We start from the raw sequence: 23101 nt of genomic DNA on the forward strand, positions 1-23101 counted from the left end.
ATCGATGAGCGATACGGAAGACGACGAATCACGAACAGAAGAGGCGTCAGAGAAGAAGATTCTCGACGCGCTCGAGCAAGGCAAGACTCCCGTATCGCGCGATCTCTCGGTCGCCACGCTCTTTCTCACCTTTCTGCTCTGTTCCGTCTTCGTCGTTCAGACGGTCGGCCCGCAGCTCGCCAGCGCGCTGGGATTGATGCTCGGCAATGTCGGCCAATTCGCTGTCGCCAATGGCGCCGACGCGTATATGCAGTCGCGAGTGGTGGTGCTGGAGACCGCGCGATTTCTGACGCCGATTCTCGGGATGTTCATCGTCTCGGCGCTTGTCGCCGCTTTCATTCAGGGCTCGCCGCGCCTCGTCTTCCAGCGTATCGAGCCCGATCTCTCGCGCATCTCGCCGCGTGAGGGACTGAAGCGCATCTTCAGCGTCACGGGCCTCGTAGAGCTCGCCAAATCGGTGGCGAAGATCATCATCATCGCAGGCGCGGTCATCTTTTCGCTCAATGTCGACCGCGGGCTCATCATCGATGCGATGCGCGTCGAGCCCGGCCAGGTGCCGGGCCTGCTGCTCAAGCTCGTCATTCGCCTCACCAGCGTCGTCTGCATTCCGGTCGTCCTGCTGGCCATGGCGGATTTCGCTTGGAGCCGCATGAAGTGGCGGCGCGACATGCGCATGAGCCGCCAGGAGCTCAAGGAGGAGCATCGGCAATCGGAAGGCGATCCGATGATAAAGGCGCGCCTGCGCTCCATAGCGCTGGATCGCTCGCGCAAGCGCATGATGGCGGCGGTTCCGCGCGCGACCTTCGTCATCGCCAATCCCACCCATTACGCGATTGCTCTGCGCTATGTGCGCGAGGAGGGCGGCGCGCCGCTCGTCGTCGCCAAGGGAACCGATCTGATCGCGCTCAAGATCAGGGAGATCGCCGAGGCGAACGGCGTTCCCGTGCTCGAGCGTCAGGCGCTGACGCGCGCGATGTACGATCATGTCGATGTCGACAGGATGATCCCGTCGGAATTCTATCGTCCGATCGCCGAGCTCATTCATTTTCTGCATAACAGCGGTCAGGCGTCGCGTCCTGCGTCTCGCTGATTGCTGGCGCAAGTCCAGCTTGACGCAAGACCGAACGGCTAATTTTCCGTTACCAAATCGGCGCGAGGCATCATGGTCGAGCCTGTTTATCTCTTCGATCTCGTCGAAAAGCAGCGGAGCTGGCTCTCTGCGCGTCAATCGGTGGTCGCCCAGAACATCGCCAACGCCAACACGCCCGGCTACAAGGCGGTCGATGTCGCGCCTTTCTCCAAGGTTCTGGATCACAGCGCTTTGGAGCTCGCGGGCACCAATGGGCTGCATATTCAGACAGCGGCATTCGATCCGCGCGCGTCCTCGCCGAAGGAAGGCGCGAATTGGGAGACGAGCCTCTCCGGCAATTCGGTCAGCCTCGAGCAGGAGATGATGAAGTCGGGCCAGATTCGCGGCGCCTTCTCGCTCAGCACCAGCATCATGAAGTCGTTCCACGGAATGTGGATGGCGACGTTGAAGGGATAATGTGAGATGGACGCTCTCGAAGCCTCCATGAAAATCTCCGGCGCGGGTCTCGAGGCGCAATCCTCGCGCCTGCGCGTCGTCGCGGAGAATATGGCCAATGCGCGCTCCACGGGCCAGACCGCGGGCGCGAATCCCTATGTGCGCAAGACCGTCACTTTCGCCAATGAGCTGGATCGCGCGAGCGGCGCCGAGCTGGTTCATGTCGGCGCGGTCGGCGTCGATCGCGCGCCGTTTCGCGTCGAGCATGATCCGGGCAATCCGGCTGCGGACAAGGACGGCAATGTGAAGTTTCCGAATGTGAATATTCTCACCGAAGTCGCCGATATGCGCGAAGCCAATCGCGCCTATGAGGCCAATCTCCAAGTCATGAAGCAGACGCGCGAGCTGCTCTCCATGACGATCGATCTGCTGAAGGGAAGCCAATGATCGGACTCGTCCCCGGAATCGTCGCATCCGTCGCTTCCAACGCCGGCGTCTCGGCCCTGAGCGGCGCGACGAAGAGCGCAGCCGCTTCGTCTGTCGACGGAGCGTCCTTCTCGCAAGTGCTCGATCAGCTCACGACGGATGTCGTCGACAAGGTGAAATCGAGCGAGGCGACCTCCATCGCCGGCGTGCAAGGCAAAGCCTCTGTGCAGCAGGTCGTGGACGAGATCATGTCCGCCGAGCGCGCCTTGCAGACGGCGATCGCGGTGCGCGACAAGGCGGTCGGCGCCTATCAGGAAATCAGCCGGATGACGATTTGAACAAGGATCGGTAGAACCATGCGAGCGCTCGCCATCGCGGCCACGGGCATGAACGCCCAGCAGCAGAATATCGAAGTTCTCTCCAACAATATCGCCAATATCAACACGACCGCGTTCAAGCGCTCCCGCGCGGAATTCACCGATCTGCTCTATCAGGCGGACCGGCTTCAGGGCGTGTCCAACCGCGGCCGCGACGCGACGATTCCGGAAGGCTCGCAGACCGGCCTCGGCGTGCGTCTCGCGGCGATCCGCAGCCTGCAGACGCAAGGCTCGCTGTCGCAGACGGGCAATCAGCTCGATCTCGCGCTGCAAGGCCGCGGCTGGTTCCAGATCGTCGGCCCGGACAGCGAGACCGTCTATACGCGCGCCGGCTCCTTCAGCACCAACGCCAACGGACAATTGGTGACGGGCGACGGCTATCTGGTGACGCCGACCATCGTCGTTCCGAACAACGCCACCGCGATCACGGTCAATCAATCGGGCATCGTCTCGGCCACCATAGGCGGGCAGACGACTCCGCAGCAGCTCGGCCAATTGACCATCGCCAATTTCGCCAATGAATCGGGCCTCGAGGCGCTGGGCGGCAATCTCTTCCGCCAGACGGTCGCCTCCGGCGCGCCGGTCGTCGGCGTGCCGGGCGATCCGGGCTTCGGCACGATCAGCCAATATTATCTCGAGAGCTCGAATGTCGATCCGGTCAAGGAGCTCGTCAATCTCATCTCCGCGCAGCGCGCCTTCGAGCTCAGCTCCAAGGTGATCCAAGCGGTCGACGAGATGGAAGGCACTGTCTCGAAGGGAATCAGATGATGCGGCCGCCGCGGCTCGTCGCTCTCGTGCTGGCCGCGGTCGCCTGCGGCCTCTCGCCGCTCGGCGCGGAGGAGCGCATGCTTCCCGTGCCGTTGGGCGTCATCTATCCCGGCGACGTCATTCGTGAATCCATGCTCGGCGAGCGCGCCTTCGGCCTCGGCGGCGGCGCGGATGGCTCGGTCGCGGAGACGAAAGGCGCGCTCATCGGCAAGGTCGCGCGGCGCACGCTGCTGCCGGATCGTCCGGTTCCGACGATCGCCGTCGATGCGCCCAAGGTCGTCGCGATAAATGCCTCGGTGAAGATCGTCTTCAATGAAGGCGGCATGGTCATCGTCGCTTACGGCTCCGCTCTGCAGGCCGGCTCGGTCGGCGATCTCATCCGCGTGCGCAATCAGGATAGCGGGCTCATCGTCACTGGCCGCGTCCAGGCGGATGGCTCCATCCGCGTGAGCGAGGGCTGATGCGCAGGCTCGTCGCGATCGCTCTGCTCGTGCTGATGAGCGCGCCGGCGCTCGCTTCGGTGCGGCTCAAGGACATCACTTTTCCGCGCGGCGTGCGGGAATATCAGCTGCTCGGCTATGGCCTCGTCGTCGGCCTGCAGGGCACGGGCGACACGCTGCGCAATGCGCCTTTCACCGAGCAATCGGTGTCGTCGATGCTGGATCGTCTCGGCGTCAATGTGCGCAACAGCGCGCTGCGCACGCGCAATCTCGCCGCGGTGATGGTGACGGCGGCGCTGCCGCCCTTCGTCGGCTGGGGCTCGACGATCGACATCACCGTTTCCGCAATGGGCGACGCGACGTCATTGATGGGCGGTACGCTGCTGCTCACCTCGCTCACCGGCATAGACGGCAATGTCTATGCGATCGCGCAAGGCCCGATCGCGGTGTCGGGCTTCGCCGTCGGCGGCCAGAACGAGACGTTGACGCATGGCGTCGCGACTGTGGGGCGCGTGCCCAATGGCGCGACGATCGAGCGCGAGGCGCCGCGTCCCTCCGGCGAGGATGGCGCGCTGATGCTGGAGCTGCGCAATCCGGATTTCCAGACGGCGGTGCAAATCGTCGATGCGATCAACCGCTACTCGCAGGCGAAATATCATCAGCGCATCGCGCGTGAGCGCGACAATCGCACCATCGCGCTGACGACGACGCGCGGCGGCGCGACCCGCCTGCTCGCCGAGATCGGCGAATTGCGCGTCGAACCGAGCACGCCTGCGCGCGTCGTCATAGACGAGCGCACCGGCACTGTGGTGATCGGCCAGGATGTGAAGATCTCGCCCGTCGCATTGACGCATGGCGGCCTCACCGTGCGCATCAACGAGACGCCGGAGGTCTCGCAGCCGGCGCCTTTTTCCAATGGCAGGACGACTGTGACGACCCAGACGCGCATCACCGCGACCGAGGAGGTCGGCGGCGTCGCCACGCTGGAAGGGCCGACATTGCGCACGCTGGTGCGCGGGCTCAATCAGATCGGGCTGAAGCCGACAGGAATCATCTCGATCCTGCAGGCGATCAAGACGGCCGGCGCCTTGCAGGCGGACCTCGTCATTCAGTGATGGAGACTTTAGTGTGAGCGGCTCGCGCGCAAGGCGCTCTCCAGCGCCATAATGACGGGTATGATGGCGCTTTTCTCACGTTGCGCCGCGGAATAGAGCTCGTCGCCATCGGCGTGCTCGATCTGCTGCAGCGCCTCTAGCTGACGCTCGAGGCTCTCGAGCAGCGTCGCTGCATCGACGCGCTCGAGCGTGAGCGAAAGCTCGATCTGATCGCCCATATTCTCCTCCGCTATGCGATCGGCCTCCACGCCTCATTTGGGCGCGGAGCCCGTCCGGAGGTAGTGGCGTCAATGCGCGTGACGATGGCTGGAGCTTTCCAGCCGGCCTTCGGTCGCGGCCGCGCCTGTTCCGTGATGCGCAGCATGGCCGCGATGGCCGCCATGGCCACGATGGCTTCCGGCTCCTTTCGCGTGGCCATCGTGACCGGCGCCATGCTCGGGAGCGCCATGATCGTGACTCTCGTGATCGTGGCCCTCATGATCGTGGCCGTCATGTTCGCCATGATCGTGGTCGTGATCCTCTTCCTCATCGCCGGCCATTTGGATGAGCGGCTTGCCCAGAGTGTCTGGAAACAGGCGCTGCAGCGAGAAGTCGATCGAGGCTATCCAGCCCACGGCGCGCCCGCTCTGGCGGTTGATCGGAATGATTGCCTCGGCGCCGATCTGGATCTTGTCGCCCATCCAGACGAGGCCGGGATTGACGGTTCCGACCGTCGAGGCCGAAGTGGGAGAGGTGGCGAAGACCCTTTGATTATTGGGCGTCAGCTCCACGCCGTAATAGGGCGGCAGGCTGGTCGTGCGCACGCCGGAGAGCGGCGTGCGGAACTGAACCTCGACGATCGGGTTGAGCTCATAGACGAAATCGGGGACGCCGAGATCGACCTTCAGCGTCTTCTTCAAATAGGAGAAGCTGTATTGCAGGCTCGCGCCATAGGCGAAGGTCGGCGAGTGGCGGCACTCGTCTATGCTCGGCATTGCCATGGTCATGTCGAATGTGAAGGGCGCCGGCATGTTCATGCAGGACATGTCCATCACGGAATTGAGCATGCCGGACATGTCCGCGCCAGCGGGGCTCATGCCGCTCAGCGAATAGGCGAGGGTGCGGCGCCATGTCGGCAGGCGCAGGCCGAATTGCCCGGTGGCGGCGAAGGCGCGCGCCCAGCCGAATTCTTCCGGCAGATCGCCGAACCCTTTGCCGATCCATAGCGACGGAACCAGAGTGGTGAAGCCCGGCGCGCCCGCCGAGCGATTGCCGACGCCGCCCCAATCGACGAACAGTCCCGCCGAGACGACGAGCTCGCTCTTCTTGTCGGTGAGCAGCTGATATTTGAACGTCGTCTGCAGATTCTGCCAGCCGCTCATCGTCATGCCGGGCATGTACATGCCCATCGGCATCAGCATGGGCATCATCATCATCGCGCCGTCGGGCGTCATGTGATGATCCATGATCATGCCCATGTAGGAGAGGTTCTCCGGCATCCACATGCGCGCCCATGTGCCGGCGATGGTGACGCCGAAATTCTTGGTGATGCGCTTGGAGAGCATCAGCGGGACGTCGAGCTCGCGCGTGTGATCGCCGTTTCGCGTTCCCATCGCCATGGGCATGAAATCATCCATGACGCAGGGCGTGTCTATGGCCAGCGTCATCGGGATCATGCGGGGGCCGATCATGCAATGGGCGGCCGCGCCTCGCGACGCCAATATGGCCGCGAGCCCGGCCGCGGCGGCGAGGCCGCAGCGAGCGAATGTCATGGGAAGTCCTGGTCGGGAATAGGCGAAAACGCGGCAGGCGCGACGCAACGCGTTGAATCGACGAGAGCGAATCTATCGATGCGGCGCGGCTTCGCCATTGGGGGATTTGCGCAGCGCCGAGCCTCGATCACCAAGCAGATTCAAGCTTCTGTGCAATATTTATACGCTACCGACGTGGCGTCGCCGAGCGGGCTTCGCGTAGCTTTCGAGGGGCTCGGCGGCCGGATTGCGGATCGGCGAAACTTCAAAGATAATCGGCGCCGACGCTCGAGCGTGAGCGTTCAAAAGAACCGAGGGCCTCGGATGCAGGCCCGACCGGCGAATCTGATTGAGGCCCGCAAAGGGAATTCGAGCGTTCTTCCGCTCCCGCTCTCAGGCTCGCCCAAGCGAGTGAGAGAGCAAGAAAATGGCAAAGAATTCCCTGATCGCCCTGTTGCAGGAAAAGCTCGATTCGGCGCGCCGCGAATTGCGGTCGGCGTCGGTCGATTTCGACATTTCGGACGAGCAGCTGCTGGATCTGCGGGCCAGCGCGCGGCAGATCTTCCTCGAGCTCAAGGAGCAGGACCGCCAGGTCGCGCAAAAAGGTCTGCTCGCCGCGTTGAAATTCTGGTGAGCGGCGAGGGGCGCTGCGGAAAATCCTACTGACGGGCTAGCAAGGCGCCCCCAATTGCATTTAAATGCAGGACACGATCATCGGCGGCCGCGATTAAATCGAAACGTTCAGTGACGATACGCGCGCCGCCGGATCATGAGGAAACGACCATGAAGCTCAAAACCGCCGCTCTCACGCTCGCTTTTGGCGGCGCGCTTTTCGCCTCGACGATCGCCCGCGCCGACGACCGGCTCGATCAGGCCTCCAACCACGTCGAGGAAGCGATCACTCAGGTCAAGCTGAAGGATACGGGGCTTCTCGCCTATCATGCCGATCTCGCGCTGGAGAAGGCCGAGTCGCTGCAGAAGTTCAAGCCGGACGCGCATCTCGCCGCGGCGATCGACCATCTGAAGGCCACCATCGACGAGGCCCGGCAGAACCATCTCGCGCAGGCCGCCGAGCATGTGAAGGCCGCCGACGCGGAGCTCAAGCAGGTCGCGAAGTAATTTCTCGCCCCAGGTCGGCGCGCCCCTCCTTGGGGGCGCGCTGCTGATTTTTCATGCCTTTCCGCCCCGATAGAGCACCAGCTCCGGCCGTCCGGAGGCGGCGGGGCGCACCACGCGGCGCCCGACCGGCTCCGAAAGACGAAAATGCGCCTCGCTCGGCGCGATGACGCGGAAGGACGTCAGCCGCAGCGGTTGGGCGGGCGCGACGCCGAGCCAGCGCGGTCGGCGCGCGGGCGCGATGGCGCCGAGAACGCGGGAATGCGTCTTGCCGAAATGACGCAGCGGCAGCAAGAGCAGCTCGAGCTCCAAGACGTCGCCCTCGTCCCCGGCGCGTCCTTCGACTCCCGCGACCACGGGAGCCACCCCGTCGATGACGGTCAGCATGACCGAGGCGAGCGTCCGGCGGTCCTCGGGAGACCACAGATCGAGAAAGGACTTCCCCTTCTGCTCGTCGAGCCATAGCGCATTCAGCCTCGTGCCGCACAGGCGGATCGGAAAGCGCCCCGCCTCGTCGATCTCGATGATGAAGGAATCGGGCAGCGCCTCGCGAATTTCCGCCGGGTCGATCTCGGATCGCTCTGGCGCCGATCGCGCCCCTTTCAAGCGGCTCCAATAGGCGTAGAGTTGCTGGTTGACCTTGTGTCTCATTTTGTTTCCAAAACGGCGTATCGTGAAGGACTTTGCGTCGAATCGGCGCGCCCTGCCGCCCGCCCCCGAGCGGCGAGAGCTGAAGAGCAGGCCGCATGCCAGCGGCAAGAAATCGGTAACCACGCGCAATGGCTCTGGCGAGCCGAGGACGGGCTCTGAGATGAACGATCGTTTCGAGGCGAGGCCCCAGAGGGAGAAAATCCTCAATCTGCCCGGCGAAGTCACGGCGCTGCTCGCCGTGCTGGCGGCGATTCAGTTCGCGCTCGGCGCATTGCCGGGCGCGACGGTCTCCGAGATCTTCTCCGCGCTGGCTTTCGTTCCGGGACGCATCTCGATCGTTTTGGCGCCGGACGCCTTCATGCGCTCCATAGCGGGGCAATTGGCTCCGGGCGTCGAGGCCGGCGACGTGGCCGAGGCTCTGGGCGCGGAGCGCCTGCCCTGGTGGACCTTCGTCACCTATGCGCTGCTGCACGCCAATTGGACGCATCTCGCCGTCAATGGCGTGACGCTGGCGGCCTTCGGCTCGCCGCTGGCGCGCCGTTTCGGCGCGGCGCGCTTCCTCGCCTTTCTGGCGCTGACGGCGGCGGCCGGCGCTGCCGCGCATTTTGCGATCCATCCTTTCGACCTCGGCCCGGTCGTCGGCGCCTCGGCGGCGATCTCGGGAACCATGGCGGCGAGCGCGCGTTTCGCTTTCGCCCAGGATTCGCGGATCGGGGGGGCCTATGCGTCGCGGCGCGCGTCGAGCCTCGCCGAGCTCTGGTCCAACCGGCGCGCGCTCGCCTTCGTCGGTCTCTGGTTCGCGGCCAATCTGATCTTCGGCCTGTTCCCCGGCGCGGCAGGGTCGACGGAGCAGATCGCCTGGGAGGCGCATGTCGGGGGCTTTGTGGCGGGGCTTCTCCTGTTCGGCGCCTTCGATCGTCGCGAGGGAGGCCGTGAGTAACCGCAACAGCTAGCCGCAAGTCGGGAGCGCTGAGATAAACTAGCGAGAGGGGAGGGATTTCATATGAATGTCGCCCGCATACTCGCCCGCAAGGGAGCCGAGGTCGTCACCATCGCGCCTGGACGGACATTGCTGCAAGTGGCGGAGGAGCTGACCCGCCGCGGCATAGGCGCGCTCGTCGTCGTCAGCGCCGATGACGAGGTCGTCGGCCTCATCACCGAGCGCGACATCGTCGGCGCCATTGCGCGTTACGGCGTCGAGGCGCTCCGCGATGAGGTCGCGCGCTTCATGACCGCCGATCCCATGTCGATCGCCGAGGATCATTCGCTGGAAGCGACGATGGAGGCGATGACGGTGGAGCGCCGCCGTCATCTGCCGGTTCTGCGCGAGGGGCGTCTCGCCGGCCTCGTCTCGATCGGCGACGTCGTCAAATGCCGGATCGACGAGATCGAGTCCGAGCGCCAGGAGCTTCGCGCTTATATAGCGACGGCCTGAGAGCCGCCGCTCCGCGAGGGTGACGCCGGAGCCGCTCGGCAGCGGCTCACGGCGTCGCGCCGACGAGCGGTATGTGGGCGAAGATGTTGGGCAGCGAGCGCCTCGTCGCCTCATGGCCGAGCTCGATCAATTCCTCGGCGCGGTGGAAGTCGAACATGCCGACATCCTCGTGACGCGCATGGATGGTGGCGTCCGGCGGATCGCCCGCCATGCGCGAGCGCAAAATGCGGTCCTGGATGATGTTGAACGCGTCGATCATCGAGGCCGCGACATTGGGCGCTGCGCCGGGACGGCGCTGGAAATAGCGCGGCAGAAGATGCGCCGCGAGGCCCGGCTCCGAGGCGTCGGCGAAGGGCGCGCTTTCTTTGGCGCGGCCGCCGCCCGCATGGGCGTGATGATCGTGGATCACATGGGAGCGATACATGGTGTCGGCGGTGACGTTCACCGCGATCACGAAATCGGCGCCCAGCGCCCGGCAGACGGTGATCGGAATCGGATTGACGAGCGCGCCGTCGAAGAGCCAACGGTCGCCGATGCGCACGGGCTCGAAAATGCCGGGCAGGGCGTAGGAGGCGCGCACGGCCGGCGCCAGCGCTCCGCGCTTCAGCCAGACCTCGTGTCCCGTGCCGACCTCGGTGGCGACGGCGGCGAAGCGGACCGGCAGATCCTCGATCGAGAGGTCGGTCAGCTCCTTCTCGAGCGCCGCGCGCAGCCGTTCGCCGCCGATGAGGCTCATGCCCGAGAAGGACAGATCCATAAAGGTGAACACGCGCCTTTTGGTCATGGAGCGCGCGAAGGCCTCCACGGCGTCCAGCTTGCCGGCGGCGTAGCAGCTGCCCACTACGGCGCCGATGGAGGTGCCGGCGACGACATCCGGCACGATCCCATGCGCCGCCAATTCACGCAGCACGCCGATATGCGACCAGCCGCGCGCGGCGCCGGCGCCCAGCGCCAGGCCGATCTTGGGCCGGGTGGCCATGGGCGGGGGCGTCGGCTCGCGCGCGATCGGCGGCGCATCGACCCCGCCGCCGCCATCCGGCGCCCATCTGTCGAAGGGATTGCGAAAAAAGGCCGTCATCGCGCCTCTCCTGCCTACCGTCTCCGCCCGTCTTCTGATTTTTCTTATATTGGGCGGAAGGCTGCGCGCTGAAAGTAGCGGGGCGGTTAACGGCGCCGGCGGCTGCGGCTCAGGCTGGCTCGGTTCCGAAAATCGACCAGCCCATGCGCCGCGCCAGCTTCTCCAGCGCGATGCGCCCGAGATGGGAATTGCCATTGGCGTCGAGGCCCGGCGACCAGACGGCGATGGACGCCTTGCCGGGCGCGACGGCCAATATGCCGCCGCCGACGCCGCTTTTGCCGGGCAGGCCGACGCGATAGGCGAATTCGCCGGAGCCGTCATAATGGCCGCAGGTCAGCATCAGCGCATTGATGCGGCGGGCGCGCTCGGGCGAGACCACCGACGATCCGGTGGAGGGGATACGGCCCGAATGCGCGAGATAGCGCCCCGCCATCGCCAGCTGCCGGCAGGTCATGGCGATGGCGCAATGGTGGAAATAGACGCCGAGCGTGAAATCCACCGGATTGGCGATCACGCCGAAGGATTTCATATAATTGGCGAGCGCTATGTTGCGAAAGCCGGTGCGTTTCTCCGATTCCGCCACGGCCCGATCGACATAGATCGTCTCGTCCTGGGCCAAAAACTGCAGAAAGCGCAAAATCTCGCCCAGAGCCTCGCGCGGCTGATGGCCCGACAGGATCACATCCGTCACCGCTATGGCGCCGGCGTTGATGAAAGGATTGCGCGGCACGCCGCGTTCGCGCTCCAGCTGCACGATGGAGTTGAACGGATTGCCGGAGGGCTCGCGGCCGACGCGCCGCCAGAGAAGATCGCCCACCATGCCGAGCGCCAGCGTCAGCGTGAAGACTTTCGATATGCTCTGGATCGAGAAGGGCAGGTCGGCGTCGCCGCCGGCGACGGCGTTTCCATCGGCGTCGATGACAACAATGCCGAAAGCGCCGGGATCGACGCCCGCCAGCTCCGGTATGTAGCTCGCCACCTCGCCGCGGTCCGGCCGCGCCGCCATTTCGGCGGCGATCTCCTGCACGGCTGTTTCGAGCTCGGTCACTTATGCCTCAGACGTCGCGGCTTTTAGCTGTCGAGAACGAGGCGGGGAGCAGCGCCGCTCTCGCCCAAATTCTCGACATGTCGATAGAAGCAGGATTTGCGGCCGGTGTGGCAGGCCTTGCCGTCGCCGCCGGGCTCGACCGCCAGCAGCAGCGCGTCCTGGTCGCAATCGACCTTCAGCGACACCACTTTCTGCACCTGGCCGGAGGTGTCGCCCTTGCGCCACAGGCTCTGCCGCGAGCGCGACCAATAATGCGCCACGCCGGTCTCCAGCGTCTTCTCGAGCGCCAGAGCGTTCATATAGGCGACCATCAGCACCTCGTTCGTCGCCGCCTCGACGGTGACGCAGACGATGAGCCCTTGGGCGTCATAGCGCGGCGCGAGGGCGAGCCCTTCCTCGAGCGCATGGGCCTCGGCCGGCGGCAGAGCGGACATTGGATTTCCCCAGGGAAGCGGTCAGCGGGCGCCGCGCAGCAGCGTGTAGAAATGCACCTGCTCGGCCGGATCGTCGCGGAACACGCCCGAGAACTGCACCGTCACCGTGGAGGAGCCCTGCTTCATCACGCCGCGCATGGACATGCACATATGCTCCGCCTCCACCAGCACGGCGACGCCGCGCGGCGTCAGATGCTGGTTGATCGCGGTGGCGATCTGCGCCGTCATCGCTTCCTGCGTCTGCAACCTGCGGGCGTAGACGTCGACGAGCCGCGCCAGCTTGGAGAGGCCGACGACGCCGCCGGTCGGATAATAGGCGATATGCGCTTTTCCGACAAAAGGAACGACGTGATGCTCGCAATGCGAGAAAAACGGTATGTCGCGGACCAGCACGAGGTCGTCATAGCCCTCGACCTCCTCGAAGACGCGCGCCAGCTCCTCGCCGGCGTCCTCCTGATAGCCGCGGAAGAATTCCTCATAGGCCTTCACGACGCGGCGGGGCGTCTCCTTCAGGCCTTCGCGCTCGGGATTGTCGCCCGCCCAGCGCAGCAGCACGCGCACTGCGGCCTCCGCTTCCTCGCGGGTCGGGCGCTCGACGGGAGTCTCGGCCGTCTCGTTACGGTCGAGCAAGGACTTAACCACGGCATCCATGTGGCGCCTCCAGATAGACGATTGGCCCGACCACTTCGGGGAAGACGGCCGCTTTCAACGCGGCCTGCGGAATTATATACTCAGTGGAAGGATTCCACGTAACCCCCCGCTAGCAACTTATCGGCCACAATGCTCGATCAAGTCTACAACCAGCGCATACTGGAGCTCGCCGCGCAGATACCGCGCGTCGGTCGGCTCGAGGCTCCAGATGCGAGCGCCACCGCCCATTCCAAGCTGTGCGGATCGACCGTCACGATCGATCTCACCCTATCGGATGGAAAAGTGGCGGATTTCGCACATGAGGTCAAAGCCTGCGCTCTCGGCCAGGCGGCCTCCTCGATCATGGCGCGCCATATTGTCGGCTCCACGCCGCAAGAATTGCGCGCCCTGCGCGAGACCGTCCGCAAAATGTTGAAGGAGAATGGCGCTCCCCCCGATGGAAAATGGGAGGAAATCGCCATTCTGGAGCCGGTGCGCGATTTCAAATCGCGTCACGCCTCGACGCTCCTGACCTTCGACGCCGTCGTGGACGCGATCGGGCAGATCGAGAAACGACAGGGCTGAGGGGGACGCTCCGGCGCCCCTCTTATCCGACGGGCGATCACGTCGATCGGGCCGGCTCGTGTTCGAACGGGCCGGCGACGACGCGCTGCGCGCTTTTCGTATCGCCGCGGCCCAGAAAAGGCGTCGGCGCGCGATGGCGCGCGCCATGGGAGAATGCGAGTGCCGACGACCTATCTCCCGCGCGTCACTGCGGCCGATCACGAGCTTTTGCGTCACAGCGTCGATAATTATCCGGCCGACACGCACGACAAATGGCTTCGCCTCCAAGCGAAGGAAATCGCCAATTGGCGCGCGAGCGGCTGGGATGTCGTCATGATCGACGTCAGCGCCGAGGATTTCGACCGCTATTGCCGCGAAACCCGAGCGAGCCCCAATTTTCATACCTTCCGCGGAATCGCCTCCGCCAAGGCGATCGGCAAATTCGCATGAGCGCCGCGCAATTCTCGAGAGACAAGCGATGATCATTTCATCCGCCGCCGATTATCGCGAGGCCGCGCGGCGACGCCTGCCGCGCTTTCTCTTCGACTATATCGACGGCGGCGCCGGCGCCGAGCGCACGCTGGCCGCCAATATGGCTGATCTTCAGAGCGTGACGCTGCGCCAGCGCGTGATGCAGGGCGTCGCCGGCGTCGATCTGTCCACGCAGTGGCTCGGCGTCGCGGCGGATTTGCCCGTGCTGATCGCGCCCATCGGCATGTCCGGCATGTTCGCGCGGCGCGGCGAGGTTCAGGGCGCGCGGGCGGCGGCGAAAAAGGGCGTTCCCTTCATTCTCTCCACGCTCTCGGTCTGCCCGCTGGAGGAAGTCGTCGCGGCGAGCGCGCGGCCGATCTGGCTGCAGCTCTATATGCTCAAAGATCGCGGCTTCATGGAGAATATGCTCGCGCGCGCGAGCGCGGCTGGGATAGAGCATCTCGTCTTCACCGTCGATCTGCCGGCGCTGGGCATTCGCTATAGGGACGCCCATTCCGGCATGGCCGGGCCATTCGCGCCGCAGCGGCGCCTGTTGCAGGCGCTCACCAAGCCCGCCTGGGCCTATGATGTGGGCCTCATGGGCCGGCCGCATGCTCTCGGCAATGTCGCGGCCTATCTCGGCGGCGCGATGAAGCAGAAAAATTATCTGCGCGACATCGCCGCCAATGTCGATCCCACGCTCGACTGGTCCACGCTGGATTGGGTGCGCGCGCGCTGGGGAGGCCGCATCATCTTAAAAGGCGTGCTGGACGAGGCCGACGCGCGCGAGGCTATGCGCTGCGGCGTGGAGGCGATCGTCGTCTCCAATCACGGCGGCCGCCAGCTCGACGGAGCGCCCTCCGTCGCCCGCATGCTGCCGCGCATCGCCGACGCCGTGGGCGACGATCTCCTCCTCCTCGCCGATTCCGGCGCCCGCTCCGGCCTCGACGTGCTGCGCCTGCTGGCGCTGGGCGCGAAGGGCGTTCTGCTGGGCCGCGCCTACGCCTATGCGCTGGCCGCGGCGGGGCAGGCGGGCGTGGAGACCATGCTGGATATTTTCGCGGCGGAGCTGCGGGTGGGGATGATGTTGTGCGGGGTGGGGGAGGCGAGGGGCGTGGGGCAGGGGATTTTGGAGTGAGGGGCTGCGACTGTTAAAGATTGACCTGCTCGTCGCGTGAAACTTCATGCGGACGGGCTCGCTGCCAGAGTTTGCGGATGAATTCTCGAGCGTCGTTTAGCTCTACGTCTGTGTCAAGGTCTCGCTCTTCAAGAACTTTTTCAACGAATCCAGGACCATGTGCGCCGATACTACGGCAGAAGCCTTCAATCTCGCCAACAGGGACGATCCAAAGGCCTAGCGAGGCGCATTTCTCGTACAACTGATCAAATTGCTTAATCGGCTCACCGGCCGGCAGCGCTCCGCGCCCACTTTGCTTTACGGGGCTCCACGGCGAAACGGTTTTGAATATTCGCTTTATGGCGCTTTCTTTCCCAGAAGGAAAATCACCGGTTCCGGTCACGTCCTCGATCTCGTCGGCTATCAATTTGGCCACTTGGCTAGCGTTCAACGGAGGTCTTTGCGAGATGACCGCATCACAAACTGCTTTCCAATGAGGTTGAATGTCCGACCATTGGCCGCCGAGCCTTTCGATCAGCCGCTTAAATGTGCCCTCTTCGCTCAGGACATCAATGTCGCTAATGACCGAAACGGGAACGTCCAGCGCGCTCAATGTTTCTGCCAACTTCGCCATCCGGTGCTTGCCCGCAGTATGAACGAATAAGACCTCTGGGCGCCGGTTTCCAGACACGGAAGGAAGATTGAGAACCGATTGATAGAACATGCAATCGGCATCGGACTCGCACACAACTACATGCTCAAAAAATATTCCTTCGAAGATGCGCGAAAAGCGCGCAAGTGTATCTTTTGCAATAGCTCGTGTTTGCTCTTTGCCAAGCTCTTTTACTCGGTTTACTTTACCGTCTCTCCTAAGCCGGACAATACGGATTTTGTCCAAGCCTCCCTCGATAAGTCCGTCGAGAATGTCAGTACTATGTGTTGCGATAAAGAGTTGGGACTTTTCGCGGCGGCTTTCCGCAATGAATCGGCCGAGTATTCGCGCCTGTGGCGGATGCAAGAAGGCCTCTGGTTCATCCAACAACTGGATCGAATGTGTTTTTGCTGCGAGGACATGGAGAACAACAGCTGCGAAGCTACGCATTCCATCGCCTTGACTGGTGAGTGGTACATTCGTGCGTTGTAGCGCTTCAACAAATTCGCGAGACAGTTCATCCTTGCCCGGTTTGAGAGTTGGCTTTGTTCCGACGTAGAGCGGGAAATTACTTCCTCCTGCACGGAATGGCGTCAGGTCCAGCCCAAACGCATGTCGGAACTTCATACTGATGTCAGCAGTCAATTCCTCGTCCATCAGTAGCATATGAATGGGGTGACTGGGTGGGCTGTCGAACAAGGGGATAGCATTTGCGGCGCTAGAGTCGTGGATGCGGGTCTCTGTCGGTATCCGCTTCGTGAAGAATGTAGCGACCGGGTGTCGGTCGATTGGCTGATCAAAAAATTGAATGGTGTCATGGCGAATATTATAACCAATGCCGCCGTAATGAATTTCTCCCGGTCCTCCAGATTTCTGTGCATTTTCTTCAAGAAAGGCGCGAAGGTCCTCGGCCGTGCCGCTTTTTCTCAAAGTAGCGGAAGTGACGACGACGCCACGGGTAGAGCGAGCGACCCATGCTTCTAGCTCTCTTAACGTGGCGCTTTTCCCCGCGTTGTTGGGGCCGACAAAAACAATAATGTCGTCGTCGTCGAGAGCGAGCTTCGTGCCATCGGAGAACGTGATCGTCTCGAACGATAGGGTCGGGCGCATCGACTTAGGTGCCGAATTAATTTTCGTTTCCCCTGTGAGTTGGTCAGCCATACGAAACCCTAAGTTTGCTTGCCGTTCCGAAGAATCGAAATTTTGCTGCTAGTTTGCTTAAACGCACAAATTAGTTCAATAGAACACGAATAGCGGTTTGGTCAAAATCAATTGATTGGGGCGCAATTGATCATGTAGCAGCCATCTACGCCAATGTGCGGCGAGGCGCCTCGGAAGTTCGGCGTGACGCCGAAACTCCGGCGGCGCCCGCCGGGGGATGAAATTCGTATCGTTGGAATTTTTCTTTGGTTTTTCAGCTGCTTGGCGTGGGTGGCCGGGACAAGCCCGGCCATGACGGTCGCGCAGGGCGATCGGGTGAACGAGAAGCGGTGATTGAAGAGGCGTTTCCACCTCTCCCTCAAGGGAGGAGGTCGAGCGCCGAAGGCGCTCGGGAGGGGGTGACGCCCCGAGTCTTTGCAGTTGGACCCCACCCCGTCCGGCTATCGCCGGCCGACCCTCCCCCTGAAGGGGAGGGTGAGCGCGTCCCTTTCGGCATTCACCCGATCGCGCTGGGACGGCCGCGGCGTCTCGCGATCTGCGCATTCGACAGCCCCTCGAAGGGTCGCCTCGGCGCGAGGCCGCCCCCCTTGACACAAGGAGACTAAATTCCTATCTTCCTCTCTGCCTCCGCCGGTGGGGCGTCGCCTTGAAGGGTAGGCGGCGTCGGCGGGGGCGCGGTTCGCAAGGGCGGGGGCAGACCCTCTCTCGTCTCGAGCGACGCCACGCCGCCGGCACGGCTTCTCCTTCGTGCGGAGGCATGTGGGAACACATGCGAAAGCTGCGCCGAATTTCCGAGGCTCGCGCGGGGATAGACTACCCGAAAGGGGAAAACAACCCTGAGCCCGCAGGCGGCGAACAGAAAAGGCGGCCGTGGTCCGGGATGCTTCCGGCTTCGATGCGCAATTCCTTTTACGCGACGGCCAAACGGAGCCGCCGCGTCCCGGACCTCCCATCCTCCCGCGCCGAATTTCGGCGGCGGGCGCGAAAGCGCGCGCTTTCGTCGCTCGCGCTGCATCCAAAAAGCTTCGCCCTCCACCCTCCCCTTTAGGGGGAGGGTCGGACCGCGGAGCGGTCCGGGGTGGGGTCAATGCCCGAGACTCGGGGATCACCCCCTCCCGCTCGCCTTCGGCGATCGACCTCCCCCCTCGAGGGGGAGGTGGGGGCGCCGCCCGGCGCGAGAGACGCCGCTACCCCTCGCGCGCCTTTCCCCCTAACCTCCCGCCATGACGGAAGAGACGATTCGCATTCTCGGCATAGACCCGGGCCTTCGCAACACGGGCTGGGGGCTCGTCGAGGCGTCGCGCGGCTCGCGGCTCTCTTTTGTCGCTTGCGGCTCGCTGCATTCGGACGGCGACGCCTCCATGGGCGAGCGGCTGGCGCAATTGCAGCGCGGGCTCGCGCGCATCATAGAGGAGCATGCGCCGCATGAGGCGGCGATCGAGGAGACTTTCGTCAATCGCGATCCGCAATCGGCGCTGAAGCTCGGACAGGCGCGCGGCGTCGCGCTGGCGGCGCCGGCGCTCGCCGGGCTCGAGGTGGCGGAATACGCCGCCAATGTCGTCAAGAAGACCGTGGTCGGCAATGGCCACGCCGATAAGGAGCAGATCGCCATGATGGTGCGCGTGCTGCTGCCGCTGAGCCGGGCCGAGAGTCCCGACGCCGCCGATGCGCTGGCCGTCGCCATCTGCCACGCCCATCATCGCGCCGGCCGCATCGCCGCGCGCAAGCTCGCCGCGGGGGCGAGATGATCGGCAAGCTCAAGGGAATCGTCGATTCCTATGGCGAGGATTTCGTCATCATCGACGTGCATGGCGTCGGCTATGTGGTGAGCTGCTCGGCGCGCACGCTGCAAAAGCTCGCGCCCGTGGGCGAGGCGGCGGCGCTCTCCATAGAGACGCAGGTGCGCGAGGACGCCATACGCCTCTTCGGCTTCTCGTCGGAGGCCGAGCGCGATTGGTTCCGCCTGCTGCAGAGCGTGCAGGGAGTGGGCTCGAAAGTGGCGCTCGCTATTTTGTCCATTCTCTCGTCGGGCGAGCTGGCCTCCGCCATTGCGGGGCAGGACAAGGCGATGGTGGCGCGCGCCTCCGGCGTCGGCCCCAAGCTGGCGGCGCGCATCGTCGCCGAGCTGAAGGACAAGGCTCCGGCCTTCGCCGGGATCGATCCTGTGGTGGCGCGCCTCTCCGGCGAGGAGCCGGCGGCGGCGCCCCAGGCGGCGCAGGACGCGATTTCCGCGCTGGTCAATCTCGGCTATGGCCGCCCGCAGGCGGCCGCCGCCGTCGCCAAGAGCCTCGAGGCGATGGGGGAGGGGGCCGACACCGGCGCGCTCATCCGCCGGGGGCTGAAGGAGCTGGCGGGCTGACGGCCGAGCGCCTCACCGCTGCGCTGGCGCGATCTGATTGCGCGGATCGTCCTTGGCATTGACGTAGTCGATGCTCCAAGGCCCCATGGCGTCGATCTGGAGCACCGTCTCCGCGTCGAAGAAGGCGTAATGCGCCACGCCCGGCGGCATGATGGAGAAGGCGCCCGCGGGCAGCTCCTCGACGCTCGCCCGATCCGCCGCCGGACCGAGGCCGAGCCGCATGCGCCCGGAAACGATCGAGACGACCTCCGCCTTGGGATGCGTATGCGGCGGAATGCGATAGCCCGCGGGCGCCTTCAGCCGCATCACGAAGATGCCGTCCTTGGCGGGATCGCCATAGAGGACGGCGGCCTCCGCTCCTGCCGGCAGCGACGGCGGGCCGGCCGTGAAGGGAATGTCGCCCGGCAGGAGGACCTTATGCGTCCCCACATGGTCGGCGCCCGACGGCGCCGCCGAAAGGAGCGCGGCGACCCCGGCCGCCGCAATGATCGCATGGGCGCGTCTCATCTTCGCCTCCTCTCCTCGCCAGAAACCTCGCGGCGGGCGCTGCGCCCGCGGCGGCTCATATAGGGCGCGGCTCTGACAGGCCGAGGGGCTGATTGAAATTGCGGCGCTATTTTGTTTGGCCGGCAGAAACGTCGGGCCAGTAACACTCGAGCAACCTCCTTGCGCCATATTTCCGCTCGTCTCGCGGAAAAGCGATTGTGTTCGCATGCGTCGTAAGTAACTTGTGCCGGAGAGTAGTGTCATGAAGTCGCGAGATGCCTTGGTTCGGCTGAAACGTTTTCACGCCGAAGAGTGCCGGCGCCGCGTGGCGCAGCTGCAGACGATGATCGCCGAATTCACCCGCATGACGGGCGATCTCGATCGCGAGATCGCTCATGAGGAGCAGCGGGCCAATATCACCGACCCCAATCACTTCGCCTATCCGACCTATGCTCAGGCTGCGCGCACCCGTCGCGACAATCTCCTGCGCTCGGTTGCCGATCTCAAGGACCAGCTGGTCGAGGCGGAGACGCATATGAAGGATGCGGCCGAGGAGCTGGGCAAGGCGCAGGGCCAGGAAGCCCGCGACCGCGGCGGCGATCGCATCATCGATCTCGTCGCCGAGCGGCGCGTCTGAGGTCTTTCTGGCTCAGGCCAGAAAATAGAAGAGGCGCGAGCCGAAAAGCCGCAGCCAAACGCCGACGCTGGGACGCCTCGCCGCGCCCGGCGAGCCGGCCGGGGCCGCATGAGCGCGTCGGTCCGTCGGGCGTGTCGAAATGTCGGGCCGGCGTGGCGGCCGAGCCGGAGCCGGTCGCTGTGGCCGGCATTCAGGCTTGCGGTCGCGGCGTGGCCATGCCAGTGAGAGCGCGCGCTCCGCACCGGGAGCGCCGAACCCACAGCGCCACATGAAAAAAATTTTGGAATTTGTCTGGCCTCTCGTCGGGCTGGTGGCTGTCATCGCCTCTTTCTACCTTCTCTATGGCGAATTTCGCGGGGAATCGGTCGGCGAGGAGGTCTGGGCCGATCTTCGGGCCATTCCCGTCTCCCATTGGATCGCGGCCGGCTTCTGCTCTCTGCTCGCCTATGCGGCGCTCGCCTGGTACGATCGGATCGCGCTGCTGCACCTCGGCGTGAAGCACATCTCCATGGTGTTCATCTCGCTGTGCTCCTTCACTACTTATGCGCTCTCGCACAATATCGGCGCGTCGGTGTTCTCCGGCGCCGTGGTGCGCTACCGGGCCTATTCCACCAAGGGCCTGACGGCTGGTCAGGTGGCGGTGCTGGTGGTGCTGTGCTCCTACACCTTCGGCCTGGGCACAGTGCTGCTCACCGGCCTTTTGCTCACCTATCAGCCGAGCCTGCTCGGCCGCCTTTCCGGCATGCTGCCGGAGATGCTCACCAATGAGCATACGGCGCTGATCATCGGCCTCTCCTGCCTCGGCGCCGTGGCGCTCTATGTCATCGGCTCGCTGATGCATTTCAAGCCGATCGATCTGGGCAAGATCCATGTGATGTATCCGCGGCCCGAGGTGATGATCCGGCAGATGTTCGCCGCGCCTCTGGAGCTGATCGGCGCCGCCGGCATTATTTATTTCGCTCTGCCGGAGGGCAGCGGCACGCCCTATATCGTCGTGCTCGGCACTTTCCTCCTGTCCTTTTCGGCGGCGCTGGTCTCCCATGCGCCCGGCGGGCTCGGCGTGTTCGAGCTCATCTTCATCAAGGCCATGCCGGATGTGCCGCGGCTCAAGGTGCTGACCGCGCTCCTGGTGTTCCGCCTGCTCTATCTCATCGTGCCGCTGCTGTTCGCGCTCGTCGTCGTGCTGGTGTTCGAGCGCGGACGTCTCGCCGAAACCTTGCGCGGCCGCGCCGATAGCGAGAACTGACGGCCGCGGGGGCGAAAGAGGCCATGAAACGACGAAGAGCCGGCCGCCTTGGAGGCGCGCCGGCTCTGCGTTTTTAAAAGAGGCGCCGCGATCGGGCGCCGAAATCACATGCGGTATTGCTGAAGGCGGGTCGTCCGCAATCCGGCGAGACCATGCTGGTCGATCGACATCTGCCAGCTCAGAAACTCGTCCACCGTCAGCGTGTAGCGGGTGCAAGCCTCCTCGAGGGAGAGGAGCCCGCCGCGCACCGCCGCGACCACTTCGGCCTTGCGGCGTATCACCCAACGCTTGGTCGTGGGCGGGGGCAGATCCGCGACGGTCAATGGGCTGCCATCTGGGCCGATGACATATTTGACACGCGGACGATGCGTCTCGGTCATTTTGTTACTCGCATACTCTCACGATCACTCGACCCTCCTTCTATAGGCGAGGCGATTTAACATTTGCCTAAGCCAAACTCCTGTGTTTGCGGCCAATTGAGAAATCGCCGTTTACCATAGCTCACGGTTGGCGCGGCCGCAGGGCGAGCGATCGGGAATCCCGAGCGATAGCGAGCCTATCGCTCGGGATTCCCCGCCGGGAACGACAGAGCCCGAGCTATTCGCCCGCGACCCGCTCCACCTTCACGCGCGCGACGCCCGCCGAACGGAAGCCGAGGCTGTCCGCCGCATGGGTGGAGACGTCGATCACCCGTCCATGCACGAAAGGACCGCGATCATTGATCGTGACGACCACAGAACGGCCATTGCCGAGATTGGTCACGCGCGCGCGCGAGCCGAAAGGAAGGCTGCGATGGGCCGCCGTCAGCGCCCCCACATGGCCCCCGCTCGCCGTCCGGCCATGATAGCCGTAGTAGGAGGCCTTCCCCACCCAGGATTGGCCCGCCGCCGTCGCTGTCGAACCTGCAAAAATCGCCGCTCCGATGATCCATTGTTTCAATGCGCTATCCCCCTTGCCGTTTCTCTCCCGACAGCCGACCGAGCTCGGTCGGGACTGTCGAGTAGACCCGCGGTAAGGGTGAGTTGTGATCAAATAGTGGCGAGAGCGCCAGCGCCGGATTTTGCCTAGTTCCGCGCCAGGCCGCCAAGTATGCCGCATCAATATTTCGATGTAATCTATACTAAAGCCTCAAATAAACATTTATGTATTTTGCAATATATTTGTCACAGAATTACTTTTCTGTGACTGAAATGACACAGGCTGCGAGAATCTGTCGTCCGGCTGTCAAGTCCCCTCATGAACGGATCTATCCAGGGCGAAGCGGCCGGGACCCGCAAGGGCGAAAAGCGCGAAGACGACGCCATAGACGAGCGCCAGCTCGCCGCCATTATGGATCGGCAGAGCGCCGCGGGCGGCGTGGCCGACGACATAGGCGACGACCATTTCCGCCACGAGCACGATGGCCGTCGGCCGGGTGAAGAGGCCGAGGAGCAGCAGCAGGCCGCCGAGGATCTCGATCGCCCCGGCGAGGCCGAGCAGAGAGACGAGCTTCAGCCCGTCGAACATGGCCACATGCGGAAAGCCGAAGAGCTTGGCCGTCCCATGCTGAAGGAACAGCGCAGCGGTGAGAATCCGCAAAAGGCCCAGCAGCGCCTGCGCGCGGCCGGGCGAAGCCAGAGAAGCCATGGGCGTTTC

30 protein-coding genes are annotated in these 23101 nt (G+C 64.2%); 18 read left to right on the plus strand and 12 right to left on the minus strand.

What is annotated here, in order from left to right:
• Positions 1–4 precede the first annotated feature (4 nt).
• The 7 genes from K369_RS06765 to flgI all read left to right on the plus strand — a co-directional run bounded on the left by K369_RS06765 (position 5) and on the right by flgI (position 4651).
• The gene (locus K369_RS06765) at positions 5–1090 is read left to right on the plus strand and encodes an EscU/YscU/HrcU family type III secretion system export apparatus switch protein (protein WP_036289459.1); all 1086 of its coding nucleotides are present in this window, start codon (positions 5–7) and stop codon (positions 1088–1090) included.
• A 72-nt stretch (positions 1091–1162) separates the two neighbouring features.
• Positions 1163–1546, plus strand: a complete 384-nt coding sequence (flgB, locus tag K369_RS06770; RefSeq protein WP_036289461.1) for a flagellar basal body rod protein FlgB — start codon at positions 1163–1165, stop codon at positions 1544–1546.
• 6 nt (positions 1547–1552) lie between these two features.
• Positions 1553–1972: a flagellar basal body rod protein FlgC gene (gene flgC, locus K369_RS06775; RefSeq protein ID WP_036289463.1), complete on the plus strand. Its 420-nt coding sequence runs from the start codon at positions 1553–1555 to the stop codon at positions 1970–1972.
• Positions 1969–2289 (plus strand): flagellar hook-basal body complex protein FliE, encoded by a 321-nt coding sequence (locus tag K369_RS06780; protein WP_026598020.1) that lies wholly within the window; start codon positions 1969–1971, stop codon positions 2287–2289. Before flgC ends, K369_RS06780 begins: the two co-directional genes overlap by 4 nt.
• A gap of 18 nt (positions 2290–2307) precedes the next feature.
• Complete coding sequence (flgG, locus tag K369_RS06785) at positions 2308–3096, plus strand: flagellar basal-body rod protein FlgG (RefSeq protein WP_036289465.1); 789 nt, start codon at positions 2308–2310, stop codon at positions 3094–3096.
• The gene (flgA, locus tag K369_RS06790) at positions 3096–3557 is read left to right on the plus strand and encodes a flagellar basal body P-ring formation chaperone FlgA (RefSeq protein ID WP_245278125.1); all 462 of its coding nucleotides are present in this window, start codon (positions 3096–3098) and stop codon (positions 3555–3557) included. Before flgG ends, flgA begins: the two co-directional genes overlap by 1 nt.
• Positions 3557–4651, plus strand: coding sequence for a flagellar basal body P-ring protein FlgI (gene flgI, locus K369_RS06795; RefSeq protein WP_036289469.1), 1095 nt, complete (start codon positions 3557–3559; stop codon positions 4649–4651). Before flgA ends, flgI begins: the two co-directional genes overlap by 1 nt.
• Before the next feature lie 8 nt (positions 4652–4659).
• On the opposite strand, the gene K369_RS06800 is transcribed toward flgI, so the two are convergent.
• Together K369_RS06800 and K369_RS06805 are read right to left on the minus strand one after the other, a co-directional pair.
• On the minus strand, positions 4660–4869 hold the full coding sequence (locus K369_RS06800; RefSeq protein WP_156967764.1) for a hypothetical protein: 210 nt from the start codon (positions 4867–4869) through the stop codon (positions 4660–4662).
• A gap of 69 nt (positions 4870–4938) precedes the next feature.
• Entirely contained in the window at positions 4939–6402 is a 1464-nt protein-coding gene (locus K369_RS06805) for a hypothetical protein (protein ID WP_036289473.1), read from the minus strand.
• 406 nt (positions 6403–6808) lie between these two features.
• Here K369_RS06805 and K369_RS06810 point away from each other — a divergent pair, with 406 nt between their 5' ends.
• Positions 6809–7015, plus strand: coding sequence for a hypothetical protein (locus K369_RS06810; RefSeq protein ID WP_018264604.1), 207 nt, complete (start codon positions 6809–6811; stop codon positions 7013–7015).
• Between the two features lie 149 nt (positions 7016–7164).
• On the plus strand, positions 7165–7500 hold the full coding sequence (gene smbP / locus K369_RS06815; RefSeq protein WP_036290223.1) for a small metal-binding protein SmbP: 336 nt from the start codon (positions 7165–7167) through the stop codon (positions 7498–7500).
• A 51-nt stretch (positions 7501–7551) separates the two neighbouring features.
• On the opposite strand, the gene K369_RS06820 is transcribed toward smbP, so the two are convergent.
• Positions 7552–8148 carry a PAS domain-containing protein gene (locus K369_RS06820; RefSeq protein WP_036290225.1) on the minus strand — a complete coding sequence of 199 codons (597 nt, stop codon included), beginning with the start codon at positions 8146–8148 and terminating at the stop codon, positions 7552–7554.
• 160 nt (positions 8149–8308) lie between these two features.
• Between K369_RS06820 and K369_RS06825 the strand changes: the two genes are divergently transcribed.
• Both K369_RS06825 and K369_RS06830 read left to right on the plus strand, forming a co-directional pair.
• Positions 8309–9088, plus strand: a complete 780-nt coding sequence (locus tag K369_RS06825) for a rhomboid family intramembrane serine protease (protein ID WP_036289476.1) — start codon at positions 8309–8311, stop codon at positions 9086–9088.
• A 63-nt stretch (positions 9089–9151) separates the two neighbouring features.
• Positions 9152–9583, plus strand: coding sequence for a CBS domain-containing protein (locus K369_RS06830; protein WP_036289478.1), 432 nt, complete (start codon positions 9152–9154; stop codon positions 9581–9583).
• Positions 9584–9629: 46 nt separating this feature from the next.
• Here K369_RS06830 and K369_RS06835 read toward each other — a convergent pair whose 3' ends face one another.
• The 4 genes from K369_RS06835 to folE form a co-directional block, all read right to left on the minus strand.
• Positions 9630–10661, minus strand: a complete 1032-nt coding sequence (locus tag K369_RS06835) for a patatin-like phospholipase family protein (RefSeq protein WP_036289480.1) — start codon at positions 10659–10661, stop codon at positions 9630–9632.
• Between the two features lie 109 nt (positions 10662–10770).
• The gene (locus K369_RS06840; RefSeq protein ID WP_036289482.1) at positions 10771–11709 is read right to left on the minus strand and encodes a glutaminase; all 939 of its coding nucleotides are present in this window, start codon (positions 11707–11709) and stop codon (positions 10771–10773) included.
• Between the two features lie 23 nt (positions 11710–11732).
• The gene (hisI, locus tag K369_RS06845) at positions 11733–12143 is read right to left on the minus strand and encodes a phosphoribosyl-AMP cyclohydrolase (RefSeq protein ID WP_036289483.1); all 411 of its coding nucleotides are present in this window, start codon (positions 12141–12143) and stop codon (positions 11733–11735) included.
• Between the two features lie 21 nt (positions 12144–12164).
• Positions 12165–12794, minus strand: coding sequence for a GTP cyclohydrolase I FolE (gene folE, locus K369_RS06850; protein ID WP_018264614.1), 630 nt, complete (start codon positions 12792–12794; stop codon positions 12165–12167).
• A 129-nt stretch (positions 12795–12923) separates the two neighbouring features.
• Here folE and K369_RS06855 point away from each other — a divergent pair, with 129 nt between their 5' ends.
• The 3 genes from K369_RS06855 to K369_RS06865 all read left to right on the plus strand — a co-directional run bounded on the left by K369_RS06855 (position 12924) and on the right by K369_RS06865 (position 14946).
• Positions 12924–13358 carry an iron-sulfur cluster assembly scaffold protein gene (locus tag K369_RS06855; RefSeq protein ID WP_036289485.1) on the plus strand — a complete coding sequence of 145 codons (435 nt, stop codon included), beginning with the start codon at positions 12924–12926 and terminating at the stop codon, positions 13356–13358.
• 153 nt (positions 13359–13511) lie between these two features.
• Positions 13512–13787 (plus strand): cobalamin B12-binding domain-containing protein, encoded by a 276-nt coding sequence (locus K369_RS06860; protein ID WP_245278126.1) that lies wholly within the window; start codon positions 13512–13514, stop codon positions 13785–13787.
• Positions 13788–13815: 28 nt separating this feature from the next.
• Positions 13816–14946, plus strand: coding sequence for an L-lactate dehydrogenase (locus K369_RS06865; RefSeq protein WP_051949113.1), 1131 nt, complete (start codon positions 13816–13818; stop codon positions 14944–14946).
• A 13-nt stretch (positions 14947–14959) separates the two neighbouring features.
• Here K369_RS06865 and K369_RS25385 read toward each other — a convergent pair whose 3' ends face one another.
• Positions 14960–16738: an ATP-dependent endonuclease gene (locus K369_RS25385; protein ID WP_084570539.1), complete on the minus strand. Its 1779-nt coding sequence runs from the start codon at positions 16736–16738 to the stop codon at positions 14960–14962.
• Positions 16739–17961: 1223 nt separating this feature from the next.
• Here K369_RS25385 and ruvC point away from each other — a divergent pair.
• Both ruvC and ruvA read left to right on the plus strand, forming a co-directional pair.
• Positions 17962–18486, plus strand: coding sequence for a crossover junction endodeoxyribonuclease RuvC (ruvC, locus tag K369_RS06880; RefSeq protein ID WP_018264620.1), 525 nt, complete (start codon positions 17962–17964; stop codon positions 18484–18486).
• Positions 18483–19097 carry a Holliday junction branch migration protein RuvA gene (ruvA, locus tag K369_RS06885; RefSeq protein WP_036289491.1) on the plus strand — a complete coding sequence of 205 codons (615 nt, stop codon included), beginning with the start codon at positions 18483–18485 and terminating at the stop codon, positions 19095–19097. The genes ruvC and ruvA overlap by 4 nt, the downstream gene beginning before the upstream one ends.
• Before the next feature lie 12 nt (positions 19098–19109).
• Here the strand turns inward: ruvA and K369_RS06890 are convergent, their stop codons facing one another.
• Positions 19110–19604, minus strand: a complete 495-nt coding sequence (locus tag K369_RS06890) for a cupin domain-containing protein (RefSeq protein ID WP_036289493.1) — start codon at positions 19602–19604, stop codon at positions 19110–19112.
• A 241-nt stretch (positions 19605–19845) separates the two neighbouring features.
• On the opposite strand from K369_RS06890, the gene K369_RS06895 reads away from it, so the two are divergent.
• On the plus strand, positions 19846–20220 hold the full coding sequence (locus K369_RS06895) for a flagellar export protein FliJ (protein WP_018264624.1): 375 nt from the start codon (positions 19846–19848) through the stop codon (positions 20218–20220).
• Positions 20221–20488: 268 nt separating this feature from the next.
• Entirely contained in the window at positions 20489–21466 is a 978-nt protein-coding gene (locus tag K369_RS06900; RefSeq protein ID WP_036289495.1) for a UPF0104 family protein, read from the plus strand.
• Between the two features lie 104 nt (positions 21467–21570).
• On the opposite strand, the gene K369_RS06905 is transcribed toward K369_RS06900, so the two are convergent.
• From K369_RS06905 to K369_RS06915, 3 genes are all read right to left on the minus strand, one after another.
• The gene (locus tag K369_RS06905; protein WP_018264629.1) at positions 21571–21846 is read right to left on the minus strand and encodes a DUF1153 domain-containing protein; all 276 of its coding nucleotides are present in this window, start codon (positions 21844–21846) and stop codon (positions 21571–21573) included.
• 217 nt (positions 21847–22063) lie between these two features.
• On the minus strand, positions 22064–22405 hold the full coding sequence (locus K369_RS06910) for a septal ring lytic transglycosylase RlpA family protein (protein ID WP_036289497.1): 342 nt from the start codon (positions 22403–22405) through the stop codon (positions 22064–22066).
• A 285-nt stretch (positions 22406–22690) separates the two neighbouring features.
• Complete coding sequence (locus K369_RS06915; RefSeq protein ID WP_051949114.1) at positions 22691–23092, minus strand: DoxX family protein; 402 nt, start codon at positions 23090–23092, stop codon at positions 22691–22693.
• Between the last annotated feature and the right edge of the window lie 9 nt (positions 23093–23101).

Source organism: Methylosinus sp. PW1, from assembly GCF_000745215.1.
In the GTDB taxonomy this organism is placed as follows: Bacteria; Pseudomonadota; Alphaproteobacteria; order Rhizobiales; family Beijerinckiaceae; genus Methylosinus.

What these genes read in the sequence shown, in the direction of transcription:
- K369_RS06765 (WP_036289459.1), top strand. Translation starts at nt 5, where the DNA reads ATGAGCGATACGGAAGACGACGAATCACGAACAGAAGAGGCGTCAGAG.
- flgB (WP_036289461.1), top strand. Translation starts at nt 1,163, where the DNA reads ATGGTCGAGCCTGTTTATCTCTTCGATCTCGTCGAAAAGCAGCGGAGC.
- flgC (WP_036289463.1), top strand. Translation starts at nt 1,553, where the DNA reads ATGGACGCTCTCGAAGCCTCCATGAAAATCTCCGGCGCGGGTCTCGAG.
- K369_RS06780 (WP_026598020.1), top strand. Translation starts at nt 1,969, where the DNA reads ATGATCGGACTCGTCCCCGGAATCGTCGCATCCGTCGCTTCCAACGCC.
- flgG (WP_036289465.1), top strand. Translation starts at nt 2,308, where the DNA reads ATGCGAGCGCTCGCCATCGCGGCCACGGGCATGAACGCCCAGCAGCAG.
- flgA (WP_245278125.1), top strand. Translation starts at nt 3,096, where the DNA reads ATGCGGCCGCCGCGGCTCGTCGCTCTCGTGCTGGCCGCGGTCGCCTGC.
- flgI (WP_036289469.1), top strand. Translation starts at nt 3,557, where the DNA reads ATGCGCAGGCTCGTCGCGATCGCTCTGCTCGTGCTGATGAGCGCGCCG.
- K369_RS06800 (WP_156967764.1), bottom strand. Translation starts at nt 4,869, where the DNA reads ATGGGCGATCAGATCGAGCTTTCGCTCACGCTCGAGCGCGTCGATGCA.
- K369_RS06805 (WP_036289473.1), bottom strand. Translation starts at nt 6,402, where the DNA reads ATGACATTCGCTCGCTGCGGCCTCGCCGCCGCGGCCGGGCTCGCGGCC.
- K369_RS06810 (WP_018264604.1), top strand. Translation starts at nt 6,809, where the DNA reads ATGGCAAAGAATTCCCTGATCGCCCTGTTGCAGGAAAAGCTCGATTCG.
- smbP (WP_036290223.1), top strand. Translation starts at nt 7,165, where the DNA reads ATGAAGCTCAAAACCGCCGCTCTCACGCTCGCTTTTGGCGGCGCGCTT.
- K369_RS06820 (WP_036290225.1), bottom strand. Translation starts at nt 8,148, where the DNA reads ATGAGACACAAGGTCAACCAGCAACTCTACGCCTATTGGAGCCGCTTG.
- K369_RS06825 (WP_036289476.1), top strand. Translation starts at nt 8,309, where the DNA reads ATGAACGATCGTTTCGAGGCGAGGCCCCAGAGGGAGAAAATCCTCAAT.
- K369_RS06830 (WP_036289478.1), top strand. Translation starts at nt 9,152, where the DNA reads ATGAATGTCGCCCGCATACTCGCCCGCAAGGGAGCCGAGGTCGTCACC.
- K369_RS06835 (WP_036289480.1), bottom strand. Translation starts at nt 10,661, where the DNA reads ATGACGGCCTTTTTTCGCAATCCCTTCGACAGATGGGCGCCGGATGGC.
- hisI (WP_036289483.1), bottom strand. Translation starts at nt 12,143, where the DNA reads ATGTCCGCTCTGCCGCCGGCCGAGGCCCATGCGCTCGAGGAAGGGCTC.
- folE (WP_018264614.1), bottom strand. Translation starts at nt 12,794, where the DNA reads ATGGATGCCGTGGTTAAGTCCTTGCTCGACCGTAACGAGACGGCCGAG.
- K369_RS06855 (WP_036289485.1), top strand. Translation starts at nt 12,924, where the DNA reads ATGCTCGATCAAGTCTACAACCAGCGCATACTGGAGCTCGCCGCGCAG.
- K369_RS06860 (WP_245278126.1), top strand. Translation starts at nt 13,512, where the DNA reads ATGCGAGTGCCGACGACCTATCTCCCGCGCGTCACTGCGGCCGATCAC.
- K369_RS06865 (WP_051949113.1), top strand. Translation starts at nt 13,816, where the DNA reads ATGATCATTTCATCCGCCGCCGATTATCGCGAGGCCGCGCGGCGACGC.
- K369_RS25385 (WP_084570539.1), bottom strand. Translation starts at nt 16,738, where the DNA reads ATGGCTGACCAACTCACAGGGGAAACGAAAATTAATTCGGCACCTAAG.
- ruvC (WP_018264620.1), top strand. Translation starts at nt 17,962, where the DNA reads ATGACGGAAGAGACGATTCGCATTCTCGGCATAGACCCGGGCCTTCGC.
- ruvA (WP_036289491.1), top strand. Translation starts at nt 18,483, where the DNA reads ATGATCGGCAAGCTCAAGGGAATCGTCGATTCCTATGGCGAGGATTTC.
- K369_RS06890 (WP_036289493.1), bottom strand. Translation starts at nt 19,604, where the DNA reads ATGAGACGCGCCCATGCGATCATTGCGGCGGCCGGGGTCGCCGCGCTC.
- K369_RS06895 (WP_018264624.1), top strand. Translation starts at nt 19,846, where the DNA reads ATGAAGTCGCGAGATGCCTTGGTTCGGCTGAAACGTTTTCACGCCGAA.
- K369_RS06900 (WP_036289495.1), top strand. Translation starts at nt 20,489, where the DNA reads ATGAAAAAAATTTTGGAATTTGTCTGGCCTCTCGTCGGGCTGGTGGCT.
- K369_RS06905 (WP_018264629.1), bottom strand. Translation starts at nt 21,846, where the DNA reads ATGACCGAGACGCATCGTCCGCGTGTCAAATATGTCATCGGCCCAGAT.
- K369_RS06915 (WP_051949114.1), bottom strand. Translation starts at nt 23,092, where the DNA reads ATGGCTTCTCTGGCTTCGCCCGGCCGCGCGCAGGCGCTGCTGGGCCTT.